At 51.5% G+C, this 20,879-nt stretch carries 21 protein-coding genes; 17 read left to right on the top strand and 4 right to left on the bottom strand.

From position 1 onward, the window contains the following. Positions 1-39: 39 nt before the first annotated feature. Positions 40-3,858 (bottom strand): coiled-coil domain-containing protein, encoded by a 3,819-nt coding sequence (locus V5J35_RS19930; RefSeq protein WP_354008813.1) that lies wholly within the window; start codon positions 3,856-3,858, stop codon positions 40-42. Positions 3,859-4,106: 248 nt separating this feature from the next. Between V5J35_RS19930 and V5J35_RS19935 the strand changes: the two genes are divergently transcribed. Next, positions 4,107-5,129, top strand: a complete 1,023-nt coding sequence (locus V5J35_RS19935) for a quinone-dependent dihydroorotate dehydrogenase (protein ID WP_354008814.1) — start codon at positions 4,107-4,109, stop codon at positions 5,127-5,129. Between the two features lie 97 nt (positions 5,130-5,226). Here V5J35_RS19935 and rmf read toward each other — a convergent pair whose 3' ends face one another. After that, a complete protein-coding gene (gene rmf, locus V5J35_RS19940) occupies positions 5,227-5,439 on the bottom strand; it encodes a ribosome modulation factor (RefSeq protein ID WP_354011327.1) in 213 nt (70 codons plus the stop codon). A gap of 434 nt (positions 5,440-5,873) precedes the next feature. Between rmf and rlmKL the strand changes: the two genes are divergently transcribed. From rlmKL to V5J35_RS19965, 5 genes are all read left to right on the top strand, one after another. Further along, on the top strand, positions 5,874-8,057 hold the full coding sequence (rlmKL, locus tag V5J35_RS19945) for a bifunctional 23S rRNA (guanine(2069)-N(7))-methyltransferase RlmK/23S rRNA (guanine(2445)-N(2))-methyltransferase RlmL (RefSeq protein ID WP_354008815.1): 2,184 nt from the start codon (positions 5,874-5,876) through the stop codon (positions 8,055-8,057). 359 nt (positions 8,058-8,416) lie between these two features. Then, positions 8,417-9,010, top strand: coding sequence for a hypothetical protein (locus V5J35_RS19950; RefSeq protein ID WP_354008816.1), 594 nt, complete (start codon positions 8,417-8,419; stop codon positions 9,008-9,010). Positions 9,011-9,057: 47 nt separating this feature from the next. Further along, positions 9,058-9,255, top strand: a complete 198-nt coding sequence (locus tag V5J35_RS19955; protein ID WP_354008817.1) for a heavy-metal-associated domain-containing protein — start codon at positions 9,058-9,060, stop codon at positions 9,253-9,255. A gap of 187 nt (positions 9,256-9,442) precedes the next feature. Next, positions 9,443-10,687, top strand: a complete 1,245-nt coding sequence (locus V5J35_RS19960; RefSeq protein WP_354008818.1) for a lipoprotein-releasing ABC transporter permease subunit — start codon at positions 9,443-9,445, stop codon at positions 10,685-10,687. Further along, on the top strand, positions 10,680-11,372 hold the full coding sequence (locus V5J35_RS19965) for an ABC transporter ATP-binding protein (protein WP_354008819.1): 693 nt from the start codon (positions 10,680-10,682) through the stop codon (positions 11,370-11,372). Before V5J35_RS19960 ends, V5J35_RS19965 begins: the two co-directional genes overlap by 8 nt. A 58-nt stretch (positions 11,373-11,430) precedes the next feature. On the opposite strand, the gene V5J35_RS19970 is transcribed toward V5J35_RS19965, so the two are convergent. Both V5J35_RS19970 and V5J35_RS19975 read right to left on the bottom strand, forming a co-directional pair. Then, positions 11,431-11,802 carry a hypothetical protein gene (locus V5J35_RS19970; RefSeq protein ID WP_354008820.1) on the bottom strand — a complete coding sequence of 124 codons (372 nt, stop codon included), beginning with the start codon at positions 11,800-11,802 and terminating at the stop codon, positions 11,431-11,433. Continuing rightward, positions 11,741-12,274, bottom strand: a complete 534-nt coding sequence (locus V5J35_RS19975; protein ID WP_354008821.1) for a DUF2062 domain-containing protein — start codon at positions 12,272-12,274, stop codon at positions 11,741-11,743. The genes V5J35_RS19970 and V5J35_RS19975 overlap by 62 nt, the downstream gene beginning before the upstream one ends. A gap of 371 nt (positions 12,275-12,645) precedes the next feature. On the opposite strand from V5J35_RS19975, the gene V5J35_RS19980 reads away from it, so the two are divergent. The 11 genes from V5J35_RS19980 to V5J35_RS20030 all read left to right on the top strand — a co-directional run bounded on the left by V5J35_RS19980 (position 12,646) and on the right by V5J35_RS20030 (position 20,831). Continuing rightward, on the top strand, positions 12,646-14,997 hold the full coding sequence (locus V5J35_RS19980) for a DNA internalization-related competence protein ComEC/Rec2 (RefSeq protein ID WP_354008822.1): 2,352 nt from the start codon (positions 12,646-12,648) through the stop codon (positions 14,995-14,997). A gap of 107 nt (positions 14,998-15,104) precedes the next feature. After that, the gene (locus V5J35_RS19985; protein ID WP_262568249.1) at positions 15,105-15,737 is read left to right on the top strand and encodes a MotA/TolQ/ExbB proton channel family protein; all 633 of its coding nucleotides are present in this window, start codon (positions 15,105-15,107) and stop codon (positions 15,735-15,737) included. Continuing rightward, the gene (locus V5J35_RS19990) at positions 15,737-16,165 is read left to right on the top strand and encodes an ExbD/TolR family protein (protein ID WP_354008823.1); all 429 of its coding nucleotides are present in this window, start codon (positions 15,737-15,739) and stop codon (positions 16,163-16,165) included. Before V5J35_RS19985 ends, V5J35_RS19990 begins: the two co-directional genes overlap by 1 nt. A 26-nt stretch (positions 16,166-16,191) precedes the next feature. Then, the gene (lpxK, locus tag V5J35_RS19995) at positions 16,192-17,238 is read left to right on the top strand and encodes a tetraacyldisaccharide 4'-kinase (RefSeq protein WP_354008824.1); all 1,047 of its coding nucleotides are present in this window, start codon (positions 16,192-16,194) and stop codon (positions 17,236-17,238) included. Between the two features lie 45 nt (positions 17,239-17,283). Then, on the top strand, positions 17,284-17,496 hold the full coding sequence (locus tag V5J35_RS20000) for a Trm112 family protein (protein WP_354008825.1): 213 nt from the start codon (positions 17,284-17,286) through the stop codon (positions 17,494-17,496). Between the two features lie 40 nt (positions 17,497-17,536). Beyond that, positions 17,537-18,325, top strand: coding sequence for a 3-deoxy-manno-octulosonate cytidylyltransferase (gene kdsB / locus V5J35_RS20005; RefSeq protein ID WP_354008826.1), 789 nt, complete (start codon positions 17,537-17,539; stop codon positions 18,323-18,325). A gap of 28 nt (positions 18,326-18,353) precedes the next feature. Continuing rightward, a complete protein-coding gene (locus V5J35_RS20010; RefSeq protein ID WP_354008827.1) occupies positions 18,354-18,491 on the top strand; it encodes a hypothetical protein in 138 nt (45 codons plus the stop codon). 7 nt (positions 18,492-18,498) lie between these two features. Further along, positions 18,499-19,515 carry a UDP-N-acetylmuramate dehydrogenase gene (gene murB, locus V5J35_RS20015; RefSeq protein ID WP_354008828.1) on the top strand — a complete coding sequence of 339 codons (1,017 nt, stop codon included), beginning with the start codon at positions 18,499-18,501 and terminating at the stop codon, positions 19,513-19,515. A 102-nt stretch (positions 19,516-19,617) separates the two neighbouring features. Beyond that, positions 19,618-19,920, top strand: coding sequence for a hypothetical protein (locus V5J35_RS20020; RefSeq protein ID WP_354008829.1), 303 nt, complete (start codon positions 19,618-19,620; stop codon positions 19,918-19,920). Beyond that, complete coding sequence (locus V5J35_RS20025; protein WP_354011328.1) at positions 19,913-20,563, top strand: L,D-transpeptidase family protein; 651 nt, start codon at positions 19,913-19,915, stop codon at positions 20,561-20,563. Before V5J35_RS20020 ends, V5J35_RS20025 begins: the two co-directional genes overlap by 8 nt. A 46-nt stretch (positions 20,564-20,609) precedes the next feature. Continuing rightward, positions 20,610-20,831, top strand: a complete 222-nt coding sequence (locus V5J35_RS20030; protein WP_354008830.1) for a hypothetical protein — start codon at positions 20,610-20,612, stop codon at positions 20,829-20,831. Positions 20,832-20,879: the final 48 nt, after the last annotated feature.

A 20,879-nucleotide genomic window follows, 5' to 3' on the forward strand; every position in this document is an offset into this window, starting at 1 on the left:
ATGTTCTGTCAAAGCATCAGAGTCTTGACAGATTAATAATCAGAATGCCATTACTGACGGTGCAAAGGCCCAGCTGGTACGATTCAGCAATCCCCTTGCCGCTGCCCCGGACAGCTCGCTGGCTTTAGAGAACAAGCATTCATAGCGGTTAGCCTGAGCTTCTACCGTGTCTTTCAGTAACCGCTCCTGGCTTCTCACTTCTGCTACCGCTGCGTTAATTACTGCCGGTTTTTTCATGGCCTCTTCTGTTAATTCAGTATCTGCCTCCAGCTGGGTTTCTGCCGCTCTGGTTAAACCTGCGGTCAGCATCAGCCGGGCTCTTTCTTCGTAGTGTCTGACAGCGGTTGCTTCTGCCGCTTTCACAACCCGCTTCTGGGCTTTCTTTTCGGCTTTTCGCTCGTCTCTGGCGCTCAGTCCGAGCAGGTCTGGGATCTTGCTACCCAGGATAATGGTGCGGTAATGCTCATTCAGCGTGTCCAGAATGGCTTCTTCCGATTCACCCGGGGCTGTGGTTCCGCATTGTCTTTCAATGATACCCAGCTGTTCTTCTTTCAGCGTTTGCAGAGTCAGTGCCAGCGCTGCACGGTTAGTACGGCTTGCTTCTATACCGACCTTTGCCAGCTCCGCTTTCAGAGCCTGTAGTTTTTCATCAGACCGGGTAATCTCAGCGGCGTTTTTAATCCCTTCTTCCAGAACGCTCAGGACCTTAACGGATTCAGCGATCTGTGCTGCCAGTTGTTTACGAGACTGTTCAGTCTCTTGCAACTGTCGGGCAACCGCCTGAACATGGGTCAGGGCTTCTGCGTTGTGCGATTCACTCCAGCGCTTCCAGTGGGCATCGTAAAGCGCTTTCATTTTTTCTTCCTGAATGCGCTGGTAGTACAGATCGCGATCCATCATCCGGGCCACCAGGGTTCGGGCTTCCTTCTCACATTCTGCCCGAATCTGTTTGACCATGGGGTTGCCAGAGTTAAACATGGCCTGCTGATAGTGCTGAATGCTGTTGTAGACCGTACTGCCTAAGGTTCGGACTCTGTTTAGCAGCTGGAGGAAGCCGTGGCTGAAGACCAGGGCGGCAAGGGTGGCACCCAGTACCGGGCTGCCCAGAATCACTGCAAAGCCGGTGGCGTAGAGAGTCGCCCCCAAGGCTGCGGTCAGGGCAATGGCAGAGGTGGCGACAGCCAGTTCAGTACCGAGTTTCTTCCATGCGCCGTCCTCACCGTGATAGATCCCTTTGATCGCCTTATACATGTTTTTGAAGGGGGTCAGAACCGGCCCCAGAACGGTACGGGCCATGGCTGTTGGCAGGCTGTCACCCTTGCCGAAGTGGCGAAGCCCTGTCGCAATAGCGTCGTAAGGGCTGGTGGCTGTCAGGAAAACAGGACCGTGATTAACAACTTTGTCCAGCAGACGAACCTGTTCGCCATCCAGGCTGCTGATACCTTCACGAATGGCGTAAGTCCCTCCCGCCTGAAGTGCTGCCTTACCAACGGTCAGGGCGGTGCCGACGGCGGTACCGATGGCAGCGCAGGCAGGTGCCGCAGCGCCAAAGGTGAGCAGTCCACCCATAAGGCCAGCCGCTGTTCCGCAGATGCCAGCCGCAGTGCCGGTCATAACATTTTTAGCAAAATTCAGGGCGGTGGTGGTGTGCATGGTGTAGGCAGCCATATCACACAACAGCTGGAAACGCTTGATGTGTTTAGCCAGATCCGAGTTCGGGTCAACCTCTTCATTAACCGCTTCGTCACCGGCAAAGCAGGATGCCATTGAATGGGCTCTTGCCGCGTTCTGCAACTGGGTTAACAGACCGACACTGTCCGGTCCCAGCAGTGATTGTAACTGGTCCATGATCAGGGAGACATCACCAAACAGTCGGCGGAATTGTTCGGGGTTACGCTCGGCCACTTCCAGAGCCGAGGTGATAATACTCCGGGCTTCCTGTTCCAGCGCTCTGTAACTCTGGCCTGGCAGGCGGAGTACCTGCAGGAAGCTGGCTTTGCCAGCCTGCCAGTCCTTCCACAGCTGACTGCCCGGAGCTGCAATGTTGGCAGCTGCCTGTTTTATCGAGTCTCCGTCCAGGTCGGGAAGTTCTTTGAGTAACTGCAGGAACTCCTCTTCCGCAGAGTAGCCCAGCTTTTGCAGTGTCTTTGCCTGTTCCAGGTCGGCCAGGATCTGGGGGAAGGGACGTTCTTTATCCCAGAAAACCCGTCTTGCGAGCCTATAGACCCCTTCGGTATGGCTTCCTGCCGGACGCACTGGTGTGAATTGCTGACGGATCGAGTGAATCGTTTTGAGTGTCTCGACATCCTTGTCGTAGTCACCGCTGGTGAGAACCACCAGTCCCTCCTGACCTTTGAGTCTGGCGCGAATTTCGAACTCAGCCTGCTCCTGCTGTAAGCGACGGGCATCAAAGCGCACCTTTTGCAGGGTCATCAGGTTGGCATCGCTGCGATTGGTGTGGAAGTCTGCTTCTGCTGTGAACAGGCTTTCCATGGTGGTGTACAACCGGGTTTCCGTGTCACTGGCATTGTTGGCCAGCTTTTCCATCAGCCGCTGCACAGAGGGAACCTTCAGGGCAAACAGACGTTTCCCGACAGGTTTGTGTTGTTCGCTGTCCAGTATGCGATGCAGCTGTTCGGCACGTTCAAAGTTCTCAACCGCTTTATCCATGGCCGCCAGGGCTTCCTGCTCTTCCTCACTGAGAACCAGTGCTGTTCTGTAAGTCGCCATCAGCTCTTTAAACCGCTGGCTCTCTTTAACCATTTTATGAAGCTGGGCTTTATTCATGGCGGCATAGTCGGCATTAACGATCCTGTGCCGGAGCTGTTGCAGGTAGACGTCAACCAGGGCATTTTCCAGATCTTTGTTCAGTTCAGCATTGGCAGGGTCTGCCAGAAAAGCCTGAAGCTCTTTGCGGTTGGTGGTCTGGCCAAGCTGCAGTAACTGGCTGGAGAGCGCTTTTACTTCCGCACGTTCTGAGTCGGTCAGCGACTGACTGGTGTCTTTCAGCTTCAGGCGCAGTTCCTGCAAACGGTATGCACACTGGCTTTTCAGGTATTCTCTGACGGGAGCTGGCTCTGCCAGCAGCATATACTTTGTCAGGTCTCCGGGAGAATGTACTTTGTTAGCATTACGATGTTGCAGCTCGTCAAAGCTCTGCTGCAGGCGATGAAAGGCGGCAGAGGCATCAGCAATGGCTTCCGTTTTCTGCAGATCGGACAGGATGGCAGTGCAAAGGCCTGAGAACCAGCCTTCGTTTTTAAAAGGCTTGAACAACGGTGTGGCTTTATGATGGTCCGGGTCCAGGAACTTCGCGTTCATTACCTGGCAGAAAGTGATTTTTTTGTTGTCTTTTTCCAGTTTTACCAGCAGGGCAAACAGCTCTTCGTACTGACCGGATGCCAGCAACTGGCTCATCAGGGCGATCTGTTGGTTTGCGTGCTCGCGATTGGCACTGCTCCACCAGGTAGCGGCATCGGCTGTGAGTTCTTTCAGGCGCTGGGTGATCAGGGCTGAAACAAATTCAGGATGGTCTTCGCTTATCTGGCCCAGAATACCGTAAGGATGCAGAATTGCCGTTTCCTGACGCTCCAGACCGTTATTGTCATAGAGTGCCATCAGCTCATTCAGTTGTTCTTCCAGTCCCTGCTGGGATTGTGAAATAACACGGGTGTTCAAGGTTTTCTGGCTGGCTGAGGAATGTTGCTTTAAAGATCTGGAAGCAGACCTGGGGGCAGAGTGATCAACCGTAGTGACCTGACTAGTGACCTGACTTTTTGTCGCTGAACCCGTATCGTCATAAGACCGACCGCTGGTGGTGCGGGCGTTTCGGGTCTGTGTGGATGTCAGGTTCATCATGGCGGGCCTCCTTGCATTGCCTTTTATGATCTCTGTGTAACTTGAGACCCGGCATTATTAAGGAAGTTCGCTAACTGGTCAGGCTGGCTGTCAGCCATGTCAGTAACCCTGACAATGACAGTAGATTGAAGAATGATTCATAGAGTTTATGACTAAATTGCATAAAAAAAGTTCCAAATCTGGTGTTTGCATCAGAAAACCGTATAATTCAGCCGGTTTATCTTGACACTTTTTCTTCGGATTTCTGCATGTACCAACTTGGCCGCAAATTACTGTTCTGTCTTTCAGCTGAAAACGCTCACGATATGGCTCTTGAGATGATTGCGGCTGGTCAACGTCTGGGTGTTACCGGATTGCTGGCACCGAACGTGCCTTCCCGTCCGCGTCAGGTGATGGGACTGACCTTTAACAACCCGGTCGGCCTGGCTGCGGGCATGGACAAAGATGCAGACTGCATCGACGGCATGGGCGCCCTGGGTTTTGGTCATGTTGAGCTGGGTACCGTTACTCCGCGTCCTCAGCCGGGTAACCCCAAACCTCGCGCTTTCCGCATCCCTGAGCGCAATGCGCTGGTCAACCGTATGGGTTTCAACAATAAGGGTGTGGATCATCTGGTTGAGAACGTACGCAAGTGCAACTACAAAGGCGTGATCGGCATCAATATCGGTAAAAACTTCGATACCCCGGTTGAAAACGCGAACAGTGACTATCAGATCTGTCTGCGCAAGGTTTATGCCCATGCGGGTTACGTAGCTATAAACCTGTCCTCCCCGAACACGCCGGGACTGCGTAAACTGCAGTACGGCGATGCCCTGAAAAGCCTGCTGAATATGCTGAAAGAGGAACAGGCTGCCCTGACTGAACGTTATGGTCGTAAAGTACCCATTGCCATCAAAATTGCCCCGGATATGACCGAAGAAGAGATTGCCGGAATTGCTCAGGAACTGATGGCGTATGAGCTGGATGGTGTTATTGCCACCAACACCACCCTGTCCCGTGATGCTGTGCTGGGGCTGCCTAATGCCCGGGAGCAGGGCGGTTTGAGTGGTGCGCCATTGAGCGATCGTTCTACCGAAGTTATTCAGCTGCTCTCTTCCGAGCTGTCCGGCAGACTGCCGATCATCGGTGTGGGTGGTGTGATGGATGCCAGAACCGCAGCAGACAAGATTAAGGCAGGTGCAAGTCTGGTACAGCTGTACTCTGGATTTATCTACAGAGGTCCGGCCCTGATTCGTGAAGCAGCGGAAGCGGTATACTCCTGCGATCGCTGATCGCTCCTGTTGATAGCGGCGACAGGCAAAACACAAGAAAGCCCCGGTTTTGCCGGGGCTTTCTTGTCCTGAAAGGCTATTTCTGAAGGGTTGTAAGTCAAAGATGGCTGGTGTCGGATAACCTGTGTACACCCGATACGCCAATCATGCCATCCCAGTTGTCGACACGACCTTCCCGCCAGCCAGTCAACCAGGCCTGACGAAGTTGTGGTTCCACGTGTGGGCAGATATCCTTGGAGCGGCCAGACACGCCTGTTTGATATCCCTTGGTATAGGCTCTGTCTGATTTATCCCTTTTTTGTCTTTTCATCATGTGGTACTGCCTCTTGCTGGTACGTTTGTTGATTGCCTCCATGGCATCCCTTGATGCTCCCCGGTGTACAGCGTTCCGGCAGCTCCCCGAGTCGAAGCAACCCTTGAAGCTGTTGAAGGCTCCGGGGGCATGTCTTGCAGGGAAAGTCTACGGGTCAATTTCTATCGAATATTAATTGAACTGTCGAGAAATAAAATCTGATAAAAATAAAATTTTTTATAACTATTTAGAATTTATGCGCTGTAAATCATAGTGCTGTAAATCGTAGCACTGTAAATCGTAGCGATATACATCGTGACGCTAAAAATCGTTAATTCTTCAGGAAAGTCCGCCGTCGTGCAGTCTTCCTGAGCAAACCGTCCATGAGAGCGCTCTGGCTGTGCTAAATAAAGTGCTTCTCAAAGTGTTCTCCAGAAGAATAGAGTTCAGAAATGAGTTCAATTGAATTTTTTGCCAGCTGTCCGAAAGGGCTGGAATACCTGCTGGCTCAGGAGCTGGAACAGCTCGGTGCGCAGACCGTGCAGGAAACGGTAGCCGGGGTCAGTTTCAGTGGTGGTCTGGAAGTCGCTTACCGTGGGTGCATGTGGTCCCGGCTGGCGAGCCGGATTCTGTTGCGGCTGGGTGAGATTAACAGTGCCACCAAAGAACAGCTCTACGATGGGGTAAAGTCTTTTGAGTGGGACGACCATCTGGACAGCAACAGCAGCTTCCGCATTGATTTTACGGGTTCAACGCCGGATATCAATCACACCCGCTTTGGCGCCCAGGTGGTGAAAGACGCCATTGTTGACCAGCTGCGCGATGAGCACGGCTGGCGCCCTTCGGTCAATGCCAGTAATCCGGACCTGCGGATCAATGTGCATGCCCGTGGTGAAAAAGCCTTTGTCTCTGTTGATCTTTCCGGACAGAGTCTGCATCAGCGTGGTTACCGGCTGGAAGCGGGTACTGCACCACTGAAAGAAAACCTGGCTGCTGCATTGCTGATTCGGGCTGGCTGGCAGGAGAAAATGAAAACAGGTGCCACTCTGGTTGACCCTATGTGTGGCTCTGGCACATTGCTGATCGAAGGTGCCATGATGATGGCGGACATTGCGCCCGGTCTGATGCGGGCGCGTTTTGGCTTTGACCGCTGGATGGGGCATGTGCCGAAAATCTGGATGAATATTCTGGAAGAAGCCCGTGAGCGCCGTAAGGTTGGGCTGGCGAATGTTCAGTCCAGTATCATTGGTTTTGAAGGGTTGTCGTCGGTTGCTCATCGGGCAAAAGCGAACCTCGAACGCATGGGGCTGTCCCGGCTGGTCAGTGTTCGTCAGCAGGAACTGAAAGATTTGCAGCTGGATGCGGATCTGCCGACCGGTCTGGTGATCTGTAACCCGCCTTATGGTGAACGTATGGGGGACGAAGCGAGCCTGGTGTACCTGTACCAGCATCTGGGCGAGAAGCTGAAGCAGAATTGTCCGGGCTGGGAAGCCGCTATCTTTACCGGTACGCCAGCACTTGTCCGCAGTCTGGGTATGGGGCCGAAAAAAACGTACTCCCTGTTTAACGGTGCGCTGCCGTGTAAATTGTTCCTGTACGATATTCGTGAAAAGCAGGAGCAGCCGGTTTCTGCCAGTGCTGAACAGAAATCTGCCTCTACTCCTTCCACCAACATCCCATCTGTCACTTTCCGTTCAGAAGGTGCCACGATGTTTGGCAACCGTTTGAAGAAAAACCTCCGAACCATTGGCAAGTGGGCGCGCAAAAGTAAAATCCAGTGTTACCGTCTGTACGATGCGGATATGCCGGAATATGCGGTGGCTGTCGATGTTTATGGTGACTGGGTGCATGTGCAGGAATACGCCGCACCGGCTTCCATCAATGAAGAAAAGGCGAAAGAGCGTCTGCTGGAAGCGCTGGGCGTGATCCCTGAGATTCTGGAAATTCCCCGAGAACATGTGGTTTTCAAACAACGTAAACGTCAGTCCGGAACCAGCCAGTACAACCGCGTGGATGAGGTGGGTCAGATGATGGAAGTTGAAGAAGGCGGTTGTCGTCTTCTGGTCAACCTGCGCGACTACCTGGATACCGGGTTGTTTCTGGATCACCGCCAGATGCGGCTGCGTATTCAGAAGGAAGCGAAAGGTAAGAAATTCCTTAACTTGTTCTGTTATACGGCAACGGCAACGGTTCATGCAGCGGTGGGTGGAGCAAGTACCACCACCAGTGTCGACCTGTCCAACACCTATCTGGACTGGGGTCGTAAAAATCTGGCGTTGAACGGTTTGAGCGAAGTGCGCCACCGCTTTGAGCGGGAAGATTGCCTGAAGTGGATTGAACGGGATAAAAACGATTATGACCTGATTTTTATCGACCCGCCCACTTTCTCAAACTCCAAGAAGTTCGAAGGCGTGTTTGATGTGCAGCGTGATCATGGTCATCTGATCAAACTGGCAATGCGTCGTTTGAATGAAGGCGGTACCCTGTACTTTTCCAACAACTTCCGTCGTTTCAAGCTGGATGAGAAGGTAGAGGCTGAGTTTGAGGTGAAAGAAATTTCCGGTCAGACCGTTGATAAGGATTTTCAGCGTCGCAGCAATATTCACCGCAGCTGGATGATTCGCCACAAGGCTTAATGCTTTTTTATACAAATACCATCGTTCCTGTGAAGGCGGGAATGATGGTACAAAGTTTACAGAGGCTTCTCTTTGACCTTCCAGCGGCAGAGCGGTTTATCTCGCGGAAAAAACCGCAGAAGTGGATGGTCGCCCTGATTTTGTGACATTGTTGCAGGGTCTGGAAGCTATTGGTAAGCCGGGGTCGTTAATCGATAGTGAAAAAGACAGTCGTCGTCAGTAGGGGCAGAGTGACCAGACGCAGTATCCCTGCCTGCTGAAATGCGGCCTTTTTGCTCTGGTTAGGTGATTAAATCATTGTTGGCTATAATTTCCTGAAGTGATGGTTGCTCTCTCCAAAAAAAAGGGAGGCAATAATAGTGAAACTAGTTTTTAAGACAAGAAATAACCATTCAGTTTTTTCCTATTGGAATAAACAGAGTGGGCATGCTGTTTTTAACAAAGCAGGTATTTGCACTGGTATGGTGGTGGTCTGGATAAAAAAGAGCATAGCTTCAGAAGGAAGAGGCTTAAAAGAATTTGGTGATACTGATATAAAAATAAGCTCAATTATCCAGGCGTCGTTCACATGGAAGCATCTGTTTCCTTCTAAAGGCTTGCCTTACCCTGATGGCATTCCTATTTTATTACAAAACCAAGAATTAATTTCTTTGCGTAGCACATTTGGACAAATGACGGTAGACCGCGAGCGTATTGCTGAATGGATGTTAGAAAAGACTGGACATTTTATTTTAATGTTTTTTTCCAAAGATGGTGAAAACTCGTTGTACAACGGTCATTCAATAGGCTTTCGGAATGAAAATAGTGTGCTGGAACAGTTTGACCCCAATCTCGGGCTTTTCTGGTATGACAATATAGAACAATTTAAGAGCTATATAGCTGCTCGTCTTAGTGTTGTTTACTCAGGTCTTGATGGTAACTGGTATCTCCACAATGTAGGGTTGGATACGTGAGTTTCCTTTTTGCAATAGTGGAGCCGGGTTGTCTGAGTCAGGAGACGATGAGCCTGTCTGTACCGAATATGAATTGTGCAGGCTGTGTGGCAAAAGTCGAACAGACACTCAAATCTGTTAACTATGTTAAGGATGCCCGGGTTAATCTCGCGGAAAAAAGCCACAGGAGTGGATGGTCGCCCTGGTGTTGTGACATTGTTGCAGGCTCTGGAAGCTATTGGTTAGCCGGGGTCGTTAATCGATAGTGAAGAAGACAGTCGTCGCCAGGTGGGGGAGGGTGTCAAAAGCAGCGTTAATCTTTTCCGGGGGGATTTTTCCATAGGGCAAGAGTCGCCGCGTGCTATTTTCAGGTTATAATAGCGCACTTCCTTACAATTAACATTTGGCTGGTCTTTGTTTGTGAATGACTGGTCATCACCGGACCCGGATTGAATGTTCAGACCCTTACCCTTTTTCATTGGTTTGCGGTATACGCGAGCCAAGCGGCGAAATCATTTTATTTCCTTTATTTCGCTGATGTCGATGATCGGGCTGACGCTCGGTGTGTGTGTACTGATTATCGTTATGTCGGTGATGAACGGCTTTGACCGGGAATTGCGCACCCGGATTCTGGGTATGGTTCCCCACGCTTCTATTACCGCGGTCAGTGGAGGCATGCCGGAGTGGCAGGAGGTGCTGGAACGGGCTGTTGAGTTCGACGGAGTGGAAGCCGCTGCGCCGTTTATTGACGGTCAGGGCATGCTGGCGAACGGGACTTCTGTTCGTGGTGCCATGGTCTATGGCATTGAGCCTGAGTATGAGAAGCAGGTATCCATCATCAATGACCACATGGTTCAGGGGTCACTGGATGATCTGAAACCGGGGGAGTTCGGGATTGTTCTGGGTGAGCTGTCTGCCCAGTATCTCGGTGTGACACTTGGCGACAAAGTGACCATGGTGCTGCCGGAAGCCAATGTAAATCTGGCGGGCGTGTTCCCAAGGATGCGACGCTTTACCGTGGTCGGGTTGTTCTCTGTGGGGGCTGATCTGGACGGCAGTCTTTCCTACATCAATATTCAGGATGCCGCTCGTTTTTTGCGGGTACCGGAAGGTGTGGAAGGTATTCGCCTGAAAATGCACGATCTGTTCCGGGCTCCGGCTATCGCCTGGGATCTGGCGATGACGCTGCCCGGGCGTTATTTTGTGCAGGACTGGACCCGCACCCAGGGACGTTTGTTTCAGGCCATCCAGATGGAAAAAACCATGGTCGGTTTACTGCTGACTCTGATTGTTGCCGTGGCCGCGTTTAATATTGTTTCTACTCTGATCATGGTGGTGACCGATAAGCAGTCTGATATCGCTATCCTGCGAACACTGGGGGCCAGCCCTAGAACCATTATGGGCATCTTTATGGTACAGGGTTCTCTGATCGGCATCATTGGTACGGTGCTGGGTGTGGTGCTGGGCGTGATTGCTGCCTTGAATGTGGCCGATATTGTGGCAACTATTGAACGGGTGCTGAGTATTCGCTTCCTGAGTCCTGATGTCTATTTTATTTCCTATCTCCCTTCTGAACTTAAATGGCAGGATGTTGCTGTGATCAGTGTGGCGGGTCTGTTGATGAGTTTTCTGGCAACTCTGTACCCGGCCTGGCGTGCTTCCAAAACTCAACCGGCGGAGGCGTTGCGCTATGACTGAGCAGGTAAACGACGTATTAAAATGTACGGCTCTGGCAAAGAGTTTTGATGAAGGACCACAGGAACTGAAGGTTCTGAAGGATGTTAATCTGTTCGTTTCACCTTCTGAGCGTATCGCTATCGTGGGGGCTTCCGGTTCCGGCAAAACCACGCTGCTGCAGCTGCTGGCAGGGCTGGATCAGCCCAGTTCCGGTGAAGTGCTGGTCTGTGGGCATAACCTGGCACACATGAAAGACCGGGAGCAGAACCGCCTGCGTAACCAGCATCTGGGTTTTGTCTATCAGTTTCATCATCTGTTGCCAGAGTTTACCGCACTGGAAAACGTTTCCATGCCGCTGCTATTACGCAAGGGACTGTCTTTGAAAACGGTACGGCAGCAGTCAGAGCAGATGCTGGAGCTGGTAGGAATGTCACACAGGATCAAGCACAAGCCTGCTGAATTATCGGGTGGTGAACGACAGCGTGTGGCTATTGCCAGGGCGCTGGTGACGCAGCCGGACCTGGTGTTTATGGATGAGCCGACCGGTAACCTGGACCCGAATACTGCTGGCAGGGTTCATGAACTGATGGCTGATTTATCCAGAGAACTGACCACGAGTTTTATTGTGGTGACTCATGATATGGCATTTGCAGAGCAGATGGATAAAACCTACCTGCTTACTGATGGCAGTCTGGTGTTGAGCTGAATAATGCATGAGACCGGTGCAGTGATACAGGATCACTGCACGCACAGAACAGGCTGTTTCAGGTGTCCTGCATGTACTGAGCCGGGTCAATGTAAATTCCCAGGGAGCGCTTGTCGATACGCTTTTCCTTGCCCTGTTCCTTGTAACGGAACACTACGGTGTCGCCTTCGCTGACATCCAGTGTTTTCTCAGCTGCCAGGTATTTGTATTCTTCCCCTGCAACGATCAGGGTGTGAATGAAATAATCTGGCATGCCCAGCCAGTCGCTGTGTGGGCCGTCGGTGATGATTTTTTCAAGAACGCCGCGGCCTTCCAGTTTGGGCTTGCGCTTTTGGAAGCTTCTTTGCATGACTGTAATCGAATTGCTGTTAATCGGATGAACGGGATGAGCGTTTGCGGTTTCGGCGCTGCTGCCAGTTATGAGTGACATTCCAGCGCCAGTACAGGCGGATCAGGAAGTAGCACAGTGCGCCTCCTACCAATCCGGTCACTATGGAACCCACAAATAAAGGCTTCCATACCCGTACCAGTTCAACCCCAACCCCGTGAATCGTCAGCTCAAAGGAAGTCTCGCTGACAGGGACGTGGAGGATATAACAACCAACGTTATAGGTAAAATAGAAAATAGCGGGCATGGTCAGTGGATTGGTAATCCAGACCAGAGCAACAGACAGTGGCAGGTTGCAGCGAAAGATCACTGCCAGGGTGGCCGCCACAACCATCTGAAACGGAATCGGGATAAAGGCGGTAAAAATTCCAACGAAAAAAGCACTGGCGGCCGAGCGACGATTCAGGTGCCACAGGTTTGGGTTGTGCAGGGCTTTACCCAGAAAAGCCAGATAGCGGTTTTCTGTAATGGTTTTCGGGTCTGGAAGATAGCGCTGTATCAGTTTTTTCGCCATGTCCCTAACGGTCTCTCTTGCGGCCCGCCCACGGTGTCGCGAAAAAGGGATGCTTTTTCCTGGTGGGCGCATGGGTTTATGATCAGGCAGTCTTCTGCATTGTTAAGCGTTGCCAACACAGTGTAGATGTTCCCCGCTAAAGTACATCATCCAATATTAAAGCCTGTTCAGGTTCCTTGGGACGAGCAATACTGTCGGTTTCAAACAATAGACTGATTGACTGGCCGGTTAACGACTATCCTGTCTTGCGATGTCTTTATCCCTGTGATGGCTGGTCTCAGAGCTTGCTAAATCGGCTCTGGGGGTAGTGACCAGTCATCGGTTTAAATACCAGTCAATGGTTTTGCATACACAGGTTGCACACAACAGTTGTGATACACAAAACCCGTCTATTATGCCCTGAAAATAACAAACACTCTATCCATCTGGGCAGCTGTGTTTTTACGTATATCGCTGCCATTGTTCTTGCGAACCAGTGCCTGGGGCAGTCATTTTTTCTCTGCCTGAAGGTTATCGGCCTCTTGCTGTTGCCATTGATACCACTCTGTGCGGGTTGTTCCCGGCTGAGTATTCCTGCGGTTTTTTATCTGCTGGGGCTTTCTGCTGGTTTCTTTCATGCCGTCAATACTCAGAGCCACTGGGTGGAAGATGACCTGTTTGGGCAGGTGCTGACAATAAAGGCGAAGGTTCAGGGCTTGTCATCAGACCTGGGAGATTTTCAGCGCTTTAGTGCTTCAGTGTTACCTGGTCAGGAGGCATTTTTTAAAGAGCAATCGCTTAAACAACTTCGCCTGAGCTGGTATGGCGGGCCAGAGCTGCAACCCGGTGATCTGTGGCTGTTGACGGTTAAGTTAAAACCCCCATTGGGAAACAGCAGTCCGGGCGCGTTCGATATGCAGGCATGGGCAGCCAGAGAGGGCATACAGGCGACCGGTTACGTGGTTTCAGGTATCTGGCTGGAACAGGGAGGCTTTTCTCTGGCGGACTGGCGGGACCGGTTACGACAGCGTATTGCCATAAAGGTTAAATCACTGTTGCCGGGTGATTCATCCGGTTTGCTGATTGCCCTGATGACTGGTGACAAGTCAGGCGTTTCGGCTGACCAGTGGCAGCGGTTAAACCAGACCGGCACTACACACCTGATGGTGATTTCAGGGTTGCATATCGGTCTTATGGCAGGGCTTGGGTTCTGGCTGACCCTGATGTTGGGGCGTCTGGGGTTGTTGCCACTCAACCTGGTACCATTGCCGGTTGTTGCGTCTGTTATTGCCCTGTTGATGGCGTTCTCATACGCCATTCTTGCCGGGTTTACCGTCCCGGTTCAGCGGGCGCTGGTGATGACCGGAATGGCTTTGTCGGGCCCGTTGTTCGGCATCCGGGCAAAGCCTTCAACACTCTATCTGCTGGCACTGGCTCTGGTGCTGACGATTGATCCGCTGGCGATCACCAGTGCCGGTTTCTGGTACTCCTTTGCTGCTGTTGCTGTTTTGCTTTATGGATTTGTCGGCCGTCTGGGTATGAATGAACACTGGCAGCGCTGGGGACATCCTCAGTGGCTTGTTTTTCTGTTGCTGTTTCCGCTGTTGCAGTTTAATGGTCAGGGTGTGAGCCTGTTGTCGCCTGTTATCAACCTTATTGCTATTCCTCTTGTAGCGGGCCTGATGGTGCCAGTAGCACTCTTTGCGCTGTTACTAAGTCTGTTCTCCCTGACTTTATTTCAGTGGCTGCTAGTACTGCTTGATCGACTGATGTCGTATTTTTTGTTGGGTCTTGGCTGGCTGGATCAACCGGTGTTCAAAAGTCTTGTGGTTGAGCGTCACGATGTGGGAATGGCGGGTGTTGTCTTTGCCTTGCTGGCCGTTTTTATTCTGCTGGCACCCGGGGCATTCGCTTTTTTTCGACTGGTGCCGGTTCTGCTGCTGCCGTGGCTGTTACCCAAACAGAAAACGCCAGAGACCGGGCTGGCGGAAATAGCAGTGCTGGATGTGGGGCAGGGGTTGTCGGTGTTGATTCGAACCCATTCGCACAGTTTGCTTTACGATACCGGCGATGCGGTCTCGCCCCGTTACTCAATGGCTGAGCGTGTTGTTGTGCCTTACCTCCGGCAGCAGAACATCAGCGCTCTGGACCGGGTCGTGATCTCTCATGGTGACCGGGATCATGCCGGTGGCCTTGTCAGCCTGAAACCATTCGTTCATGTCACAAGCGTCTGGGCGGGTTCTGGCATACCTGATTATTCAGGCTATATACAACCCTGTGAGCCGGGCATGATCTGGGAATGGGATCAGGTGCGGTTTGAGTTTCTTGCGGGCAGTGGGTTGTGGGCTGCGACAAACGACCGTTCATGCGTTCTGAAAGTGACGGCTAACGGGCAGTCATTACTACTGACCGGTGATATTGGCGGGCGGGTTGAAAAAGCGTTGCTGACCAGCTCGCTGGACCTGAAGTCGGACTATTTGTTACTACCTCATCACGGTAGCCGGTATTCAGGGTCACTGCCTTTTCTGAATGCCGTCAGTCCTGAAGTGACGTTAATTTCTGCTGGCTATCTGAACCGGTTTGGTCATCCATCGAAGGACGTGCTTGATCGTTTACAGGTACTGGGAACCGAGGTTTTCAACACGGCCACAGATGGCACGCTTGAGTTTACCCTGGGTTTACCTGTTGATGTGCAATCCTGGAGGCAGCAGCGTAGTCATTACTGGCAGCGACCTCTGAGGTGAATGAATCCGTAGAGGTTGTAAACATCCGGAAAGTGGAGGTTCAGGCATTTAACCCTGAGCCCTGAGCTGTGTTAAAGTTCTCAGATCATAGATAAAGGGAATGAACCGTGTTCGAACTGGTGAAATCCGGCGGTTGGTTAATGCTGCCGATCATACTTTGCTCCATTATCGCCATGGCTATCGTGTTTGAGCGCCTGTGGACGCTCAGACCTTCCCGTATCGCACCTCGAAACACTCTGTCCCAGGTATGGAAGTGGATCAAAAGCAACGATCTGGACAGTAAGAAGGTAGCCAGCCTGCGTGAAAGTTCACCGCTTGGGGAGATTCTGGCAGCCGGTATCACCAATGCACGTTATGGCCGTGACATCATGAAAGAGAGCATTGATGAACAGGCCGGACGGGTGATTCACGAGCTGGAACGTTACCTGAACACACTGGGGACCATTGCCGCTATTGCCCCTCTGCTGGGTCTTCTGGGTACGGTGATTGGCATGATTGATGTCTTTACGGTCATCATGCTGGAAGGTACTGGCAATGCAGGAGTTCTGGCTGGTGGTATCTCCAAGGCGCTGATTACCACGGCAGCGGGTTTGAGCGTTGCTATTCCCTCCGTTATTTTCCATCGTTATTTTGTGCGCCGCGTTGATGAGCTGGTAGTAGCCATGGAGCAGGAAGCGACCAAGCTGGTTGAAGTTCTGCAGGGTGAGCGCAAGCTGAAAGACCGCAGCGAGGGTAAGTGATGAAGTTTCGTCGCCAGACCCAGGAAGAGGTGTCGGTCAACCTGACGCCACTGATTGATGTGGTGTTCCTGCTGTTGATTTTTTTTATGGTGTCGACCACCTTTACCCGTGAAACGCGGCTGGCGATTGATTTGCCGGAAGCCAGTGGTGAAGTGCAGGAACAGGTCAGGAAACAGGTCGAAATTGTGATTGGTAAAGACGGTGACTTTGCCGTAAACGGTACTAGTCTGGTGAACAGCCGTCTGGAAACTCTTAAAACCGCCCTGGGTAAAGTGAGCGATGGTGACAGTACTCTGCCACTGGTGATCACCGCCGACGCTAACACTCCCTACCAGTCTGTGGTGACGGCCATGGACGCAGCCGGTCAGCTGGGCTTTGCCAACCTGAGCATGACCACCCGGAAACCGGCTGATTCAGACAGGGAGTGATAAGCTCCCTGATGTTGAGTAACAAGATGTCTACTGTTCCCCCGAAAACTTCTGCTAAATTCTGGCGTGATCGTCTCACCGACTCGGTGCTGAACTGCTGGTATGGTTCCGGGCGCTGGACTCTGCTGTTATTACCTTTCACGGCTCTGTTCAAGTGGCTGGCACATCGGCGCTGTCGGAAAATTATCCGCTCGGATCGCTGGCAACCGCCGGTGCCGGTGGTAGTAGTCGGCAATCTGTCGGTAGGCGGTACAGGTAAAACACCGGTCGTTGCTGCTCTGGTTCGCTTATTGCAGGAAAAAGGCTATCATCCGGGCATTGCCAGTCGTGGTTTTGGCGCTGATACTCAGGATCTGCCATTGCTGGTGACATCAGACACCAATCCAGCCATCGCCGGAGATGAACCTGTTATGCTGGCGCAACAGCTGCGTATACCGGTGATGGTCGACCCGAATCGTGTCTCCGCTGCCAGGACACTGGTTGAAAACTGTGGCTGTAACCTGATCATTACCGATGATGGTCTGCAGCACTACCGTTTGCAGCGCCATGTTGAAATTGTGGTGATTGACGGGCAGCGCATGCTGGGCAATGGTTTGTGTCTGCCCGCCGGTCCCTTGCGGGAACCGCCGGAACGGCTGCAGACCGTGGATCAGGTGCTGGTTAACGGTCGTCCGGCCAGCGAACTTCCGGTAGATTTTGACTGCATCTATCTGGAAACCGGTGACCTTGTACCGGTTGGCTGTTCGGATTGCGCTCCGCCTGAAACCGGGACGGTTCATGCGGTGGCGGGAATCGGGAACCCTGAGCGTTTTTTTCAGACGCTTGAATCTCTGGGTTTTAGCGTGATTCCCCACGCTTTTCCGGATCATCACCAGTTTGCCCCGGAGGATATTGTCTTTCATGACGATCTGCCGGTTCTGATGACGGCCAAAGATGCAGTAAAGTGCCGGAGCTTTGCCGGGTCAAATGCTTGGTATTTGCCGGTGCAGGCGCATATTCCGGAAGCGGTGCTGAATAAAATCATTCAGCTGGTTGAAACCAAAGGACCGGATTCTGTGTCGAAGATAAGTTAAAGCCACAGATAACAAAGTCATGGATAAATATCACGGATAAGTATCATGGATAAAAAACTGTTTGAGATTCTTGCCTGTCCACAGTGCAAGGGTGAATTAAAATATGCAAAAAATGCAGCTGAGTTGATTTGTCGCCCCTGTGGCATGGCGTTCCCGATTCGGGACGGTATCCCGGTGATGCTGGAGGGTGAAGCGCGTACCCTGACCAGCGATGAACGCCTTGATGAAAGCAAAGGCAGCAGTGAATCAGTGCGCTGATTTTCAGGTAAATAGTAAAAATTGAGAGAAAGATGGTTCCATGACTGAAGCAGTCCGCCCTTTTACCGTGGTTATTCCCGCCCGTTTTGGCTCCAGCCGTTTACCGGGTAAGCCTCTGGCTGACATTGATGGCAAACCAATGGTTCAGCATGTCTATGAAAGAGCCAGTGAGAGTCGTGCTCAAAGGGTTATTATTGCGACCGACGATGAGCGTATTTTCAAGGCGGCGAAAGACTTTGGTGCTGAAGTGTGCATGACGTTGTCTGGTCATCCTTCAGGCACAGACCGCTTACAGGAAGTGGCTCGCCTGTATGAGATGTCTGACAACGAAGTGATTGTTAATGTGCAGGGAGATGAACCACTGATCCCGGCAACCGTCATTGATCAGGTGGCGGAAAACCTGATGGATAACCCCCACGCAGGAGCGGCAACTCTGGCAGAGCCGATCCGGCAGCGTGACGATTTATTTAATCCGGCAGTGGTCAAAGTAGTGTCTGATAAAGACGGTAATGCCCTGTACTTCAGTCGTGCGCCAATGCCATGGGCTCGCGACAGCTTTGCGGCAAGCTCTGACTCGCTGCCGGATATTGATGGCTTTCGGCGCCATATTGGCATTTACGCTTATCGCGTGAATCTGCTTAACCAGTATGTTCGGTGGCCGCAAAGCCCGATTGAGCAGCTGGAATCTCTTGAGCAGCTGAGACTGTTATGGAATGGTCATCGGATTCATGTGGCAGACGCTCTGGAAACACCGCCACATGGGGTCGATACTGAGCAGGATCTGGAAGTGGTTCGTCGTACTATCAAAGGGCGGAAAGCTATCGCATAAAGCTATGAGAGCTGGCGCAAGGCTTGAGGTGTCTGATTCTTGTTACGGTGGTGATGATGGCTTCGTTGATGTTTTGCGCCTGGTTGAGCAGGGTGGTCAGGCACTGCCTGATCACTTCATGCTGCATCTCTTTTCTTCCAGAATCTCCGCCCCTGACAAAAAATGATGTCTTAATGAATATTGTTGAAAATTACTCCCTGAAAGGCCGAAATACTTTTGGCTTTCAGGTGGCAGCCCGCTATTTTGTGGAAGTCACTTCTGTTGAGCAGTTGCAGAAGGCTTTGGCGTTTGCCCGGGAAAACAAGCTGAACATTGTCCCTCTTGGTGGTGGTAGCAACCTTGTTTTAACAGGGGATATAGAAGCGTTGGTGATCGCTGTTAGCTTGCGGGAACGCTCTGTATTAGAGCGTTCTGATGATGCCGTTATTATACGGGCCGGAGCTGGTGAAAACTGGCATGAACTGGTGCGCTGGACCCTGGCTGAACAGGCTTATGGACTGGAGAATCTGTCACTGATTCCCGGTCATGTCGGGGCAGCGCCAATTCAGAATATTGGTGCTTATGGTGTTGAGCTGAAAGACTTTTTTGAGAGCCTCGAAGCGGTTGATATTCACTCGGGTGAACTTCGTCGTTTTTCTCTGGAAGAGTGTCAGTTTGGCTATCGGGACTCGGTGTTTAAGCATGCCCTGCGTGACCGGTTCATCATTACATCCGTGAACTTTCGTCTGTTGCCCGGTCTGCAGCCAAAGCTGGGCTATGGACAGTTGCAGCAGGAGATTGCGCAGCGCTGTGGTCGCCGATCGCCAACAGGTATGGAGATCAGTGAAGCGGTTGCTGATGTGCGTATGCAGAAGCTGCCCGATCCAAATGTTCTGGGTAATGCCGGTAGCTTCTTTAAAAATCCGGTCGTGAATGCTGATGTTGTTGAACGTCTGAGAGCAGAGTTTCCTGATCTGGTCGCCTTCCCCTTCGATGAACAGTGGAAACTGGCTGCTGGATGGCTGATCGACAAGGCTGGCTTGCGAGGTTACCGGGAAGGGCGTGTTGGAACCTATCAGCATCAGGCGCTGGTGCTGGTGAATCATGGTGATGCCGAGCCCGGGGAGCTGCTTCATCTGGCTGATGTCATTCAGCAAAAGGTGAAGGCGATGTTTGGGGTGGCTCTGGAAATGGAACCCAGAGTTTATTAATCGTCAGTGCTGAATGTCTACCCTTTTAAATAGTTATATAAATAGTCATAGCCTTTTTAAGCATCAGGGCTTTGAACGCTTTACTGTTTAAAAGGGTTCTTCATGTTTGTCTTCAGGGTTTGTCGTCCTTTCCTGTTGTTGCTGTTTGCCAGTCCGCTGTTTTACAGTAGTGCTCAGGCAGCAGGCTGGCTTGAACTGCCCGAGCATTCAGTACCGCCGAAATCAGACAGTATCGATGAGTCATTCAATTGCTCCGTTAAGGGGCAGCAGCTTATTCAATGGCTGGGTACTGCTTCTCAGCATGGTATAAGCCTGCCTGAGCAGGGCTGGCTGCAGCAGTTTTCCGAAGATCTGGTGCTGGATAAGGGTGATCGCCATGCTTCTGTCAGTCAGTTGAATCAGTGATTTAAAGGATCTTGATCTGGCTGATGATTTGCCAGTTGGTGTCTATTCCCGAAGGCATCAATCGGCAATCAATAAAATTCAGAAGATGTTCAGGCTGACGGCAGATGGCAAGCTTGGCCCCAGAACGCGACAGGCGCTGGTTGCCATGACATTAAAACGAATTAAAACACTGCGGATCAATCTGGAGCGTTTACACTGGCTTCCGGGAACATTGCCTTATCCGATAGTCTGGGTGGATATCGCCGGATTCCATGTGTACTGGGTGGCAGACCGCTACCGAAAGAAAAAATTTAAAGCGATAGTAGGGTTACCTTCCAGGCAAACGCCAGTATTTCAGGATGAAATAGAGAGTATTACCATTAATCCGCCGTGGCGGGTGCCTGCTTCGATCGCTTTAACCAACCTTCTGCGCATGGCAAAACAGGATTCATCATTTCTGGAGCGGGAAGGATTCACAGTGTATTCCAGCTGGGAAAGCAACGCCAGAGTGGTTGATCCGGATAAGGTTGACTGGCACAGCCTGACCAGTCGGTCTTTTCCTTACCGGTTGGAACAGAAACCGGGCAAAGTGAACCGTCTTGGGCGTTACAAGATGGATTCGCCTAATCGTTTCAGTATTTATCTTCATGACACACAAGCCTGAGCTATTTAACAAAATGGTACGTACTTTTAGTTCTGGCTGTACCAGGGTGAAAAATATTGATGAGCTGATCAAGAGTATTCTTGCCAGTCAGGGTATGTCAGGCCGTGTGAGAGCCTTGCAGCAACTGGGTGACACCAGTAAATTGATACTTCATAAGAAAATTCCCCTTTATTTTGCATATTTCACAGCCTGGCCAGAGAAAAATGGGCGGGTGCGTTTTCGTGAGAATATTTACCGGCTGGATGATGCGCTTCTGGCGAAGTTTTAGTGTTTTATCTGTTTATAGCAAAAGGGCGTACCGAAAATGGTACGCCCT

Source organism: Endozoicomonas sp. NE40 (assembly GCF_040549045.1).
Taxonomy (GTDB): domain Bacteria; phylum Pseudomonadota; class Gammaproteobacteria; order Pseudomonadales; family Endozoicomonadaceae; genus Endozoicomonas_A; species Endozoicomonas_A lisbonensis.

Excerpts from the sequence above, each read along its gene's own strand:
- V5J35_RS19975 (WP_354008821.1), bottom strand. The coding sequence starts at position 12,274 with ATGGCGAAAAAACTGATACAGCGCTATCTTCCAGACCCGAAAACCATT.
- rmf (WP_354011327.1), bottom strand. The coding sequence starts at position 5,439 with ATGAAAAGACAAAAAAGGGATAAATCAGACAGAGCCTATACCAAGGGA.
- V5J35_RS19930 (WP_354008813.1), bottom strand. The coding sequence starts at position 3,858 with ATGATGAACCTGACATCCACACAGACCCGAAACGCCCGCACCACCAGC.
- kdsB (WP_354008826.1), top strand. The coding sequence starts at position 17,537 with ATGACTGAAGCAGTCCGCCCTTTTACCGTGGTTATTCCCGCCCGTTTT.
- V5J35_RS20000 (WP_354008825.1), top strand. The coding sequence starts at position 17,284 with ATGGATAAAAAACTGTTTGAGATTCTTGCCTGTCCACAGTGCAAGGGT.
- V5J35_RS19955 (WP_354008817.1), top strand. The coding sequence starts at position 9,058 with ATGAGCCTGTCTGTACCGAATATGAATTGTGCAGGCTGTGTGGCAAAA.
- lpxK (WP_354008824.1), top strand. The coding sequence starts at position 16,192 with ATGTCTACTGTTCCCCCGAAAACTTCTGCTAAATTCTGGCGTGATCGT.
- V5J35_RS19960 (WP_354008818.1), top strand. The coding sequence starts at position 9,443 with ATGTTCAGACCCTTACCCTTTTTCATTGGTTTGCGGTATACGCGAGCC.
- V5J35_RS19935 (WP_354008814.1), top strand. The coding sequence starts at position 4,107 with ATGTACCAACTTGGCCGCAAATTACTGTTCTGTCTTTCAGCTGAAAAC.
- murB (WP_354008828.1), top strand. The coding sequence starts at position 18,499 with ATGAATATTGTTGAAAATTACTCCCTGAAAGGCCGAAATACTTTTGGC.
- V5J35_RS19970 (WP_354008820.1), bottom strand. The coding sequence starts at position 11,802 with ATGTCACTCATAACTGGCAGCAGCGCCGAAACCGCAAACGCTCATCCC.
- rlmKL (WP_354008815.1), top strand. The coding sequence starts at position 5,874 with ATGAGTTCAATTGAATTTTTTGCCAGCTGTCCGAAAGGGCTGGAATAC.
- V5J35_RS20020 (WP_354008829.1), top strand. The coding sequence starts at position 19,618 with ATGTTTGTCTTCAGGGTTTGTCGTCCTTTCCTGTTGTTGCTGTTTGCC.
- V5J35_RS19965 (WP_354008819.1), top strand. The coding sequence starts at position 10,680 with ATGACTGAGCAGGTAAACGACGTATTAAAATGTACGGCTCTGGCAAAG.
- V5J35_RS19990 (WP_354008823.1), top strand. The coding sequence starts at position 15,737 with ATGAAGTTTCGTCGCCAGACCCAGGAAGAGGTGTCGGTCAACCTGACG.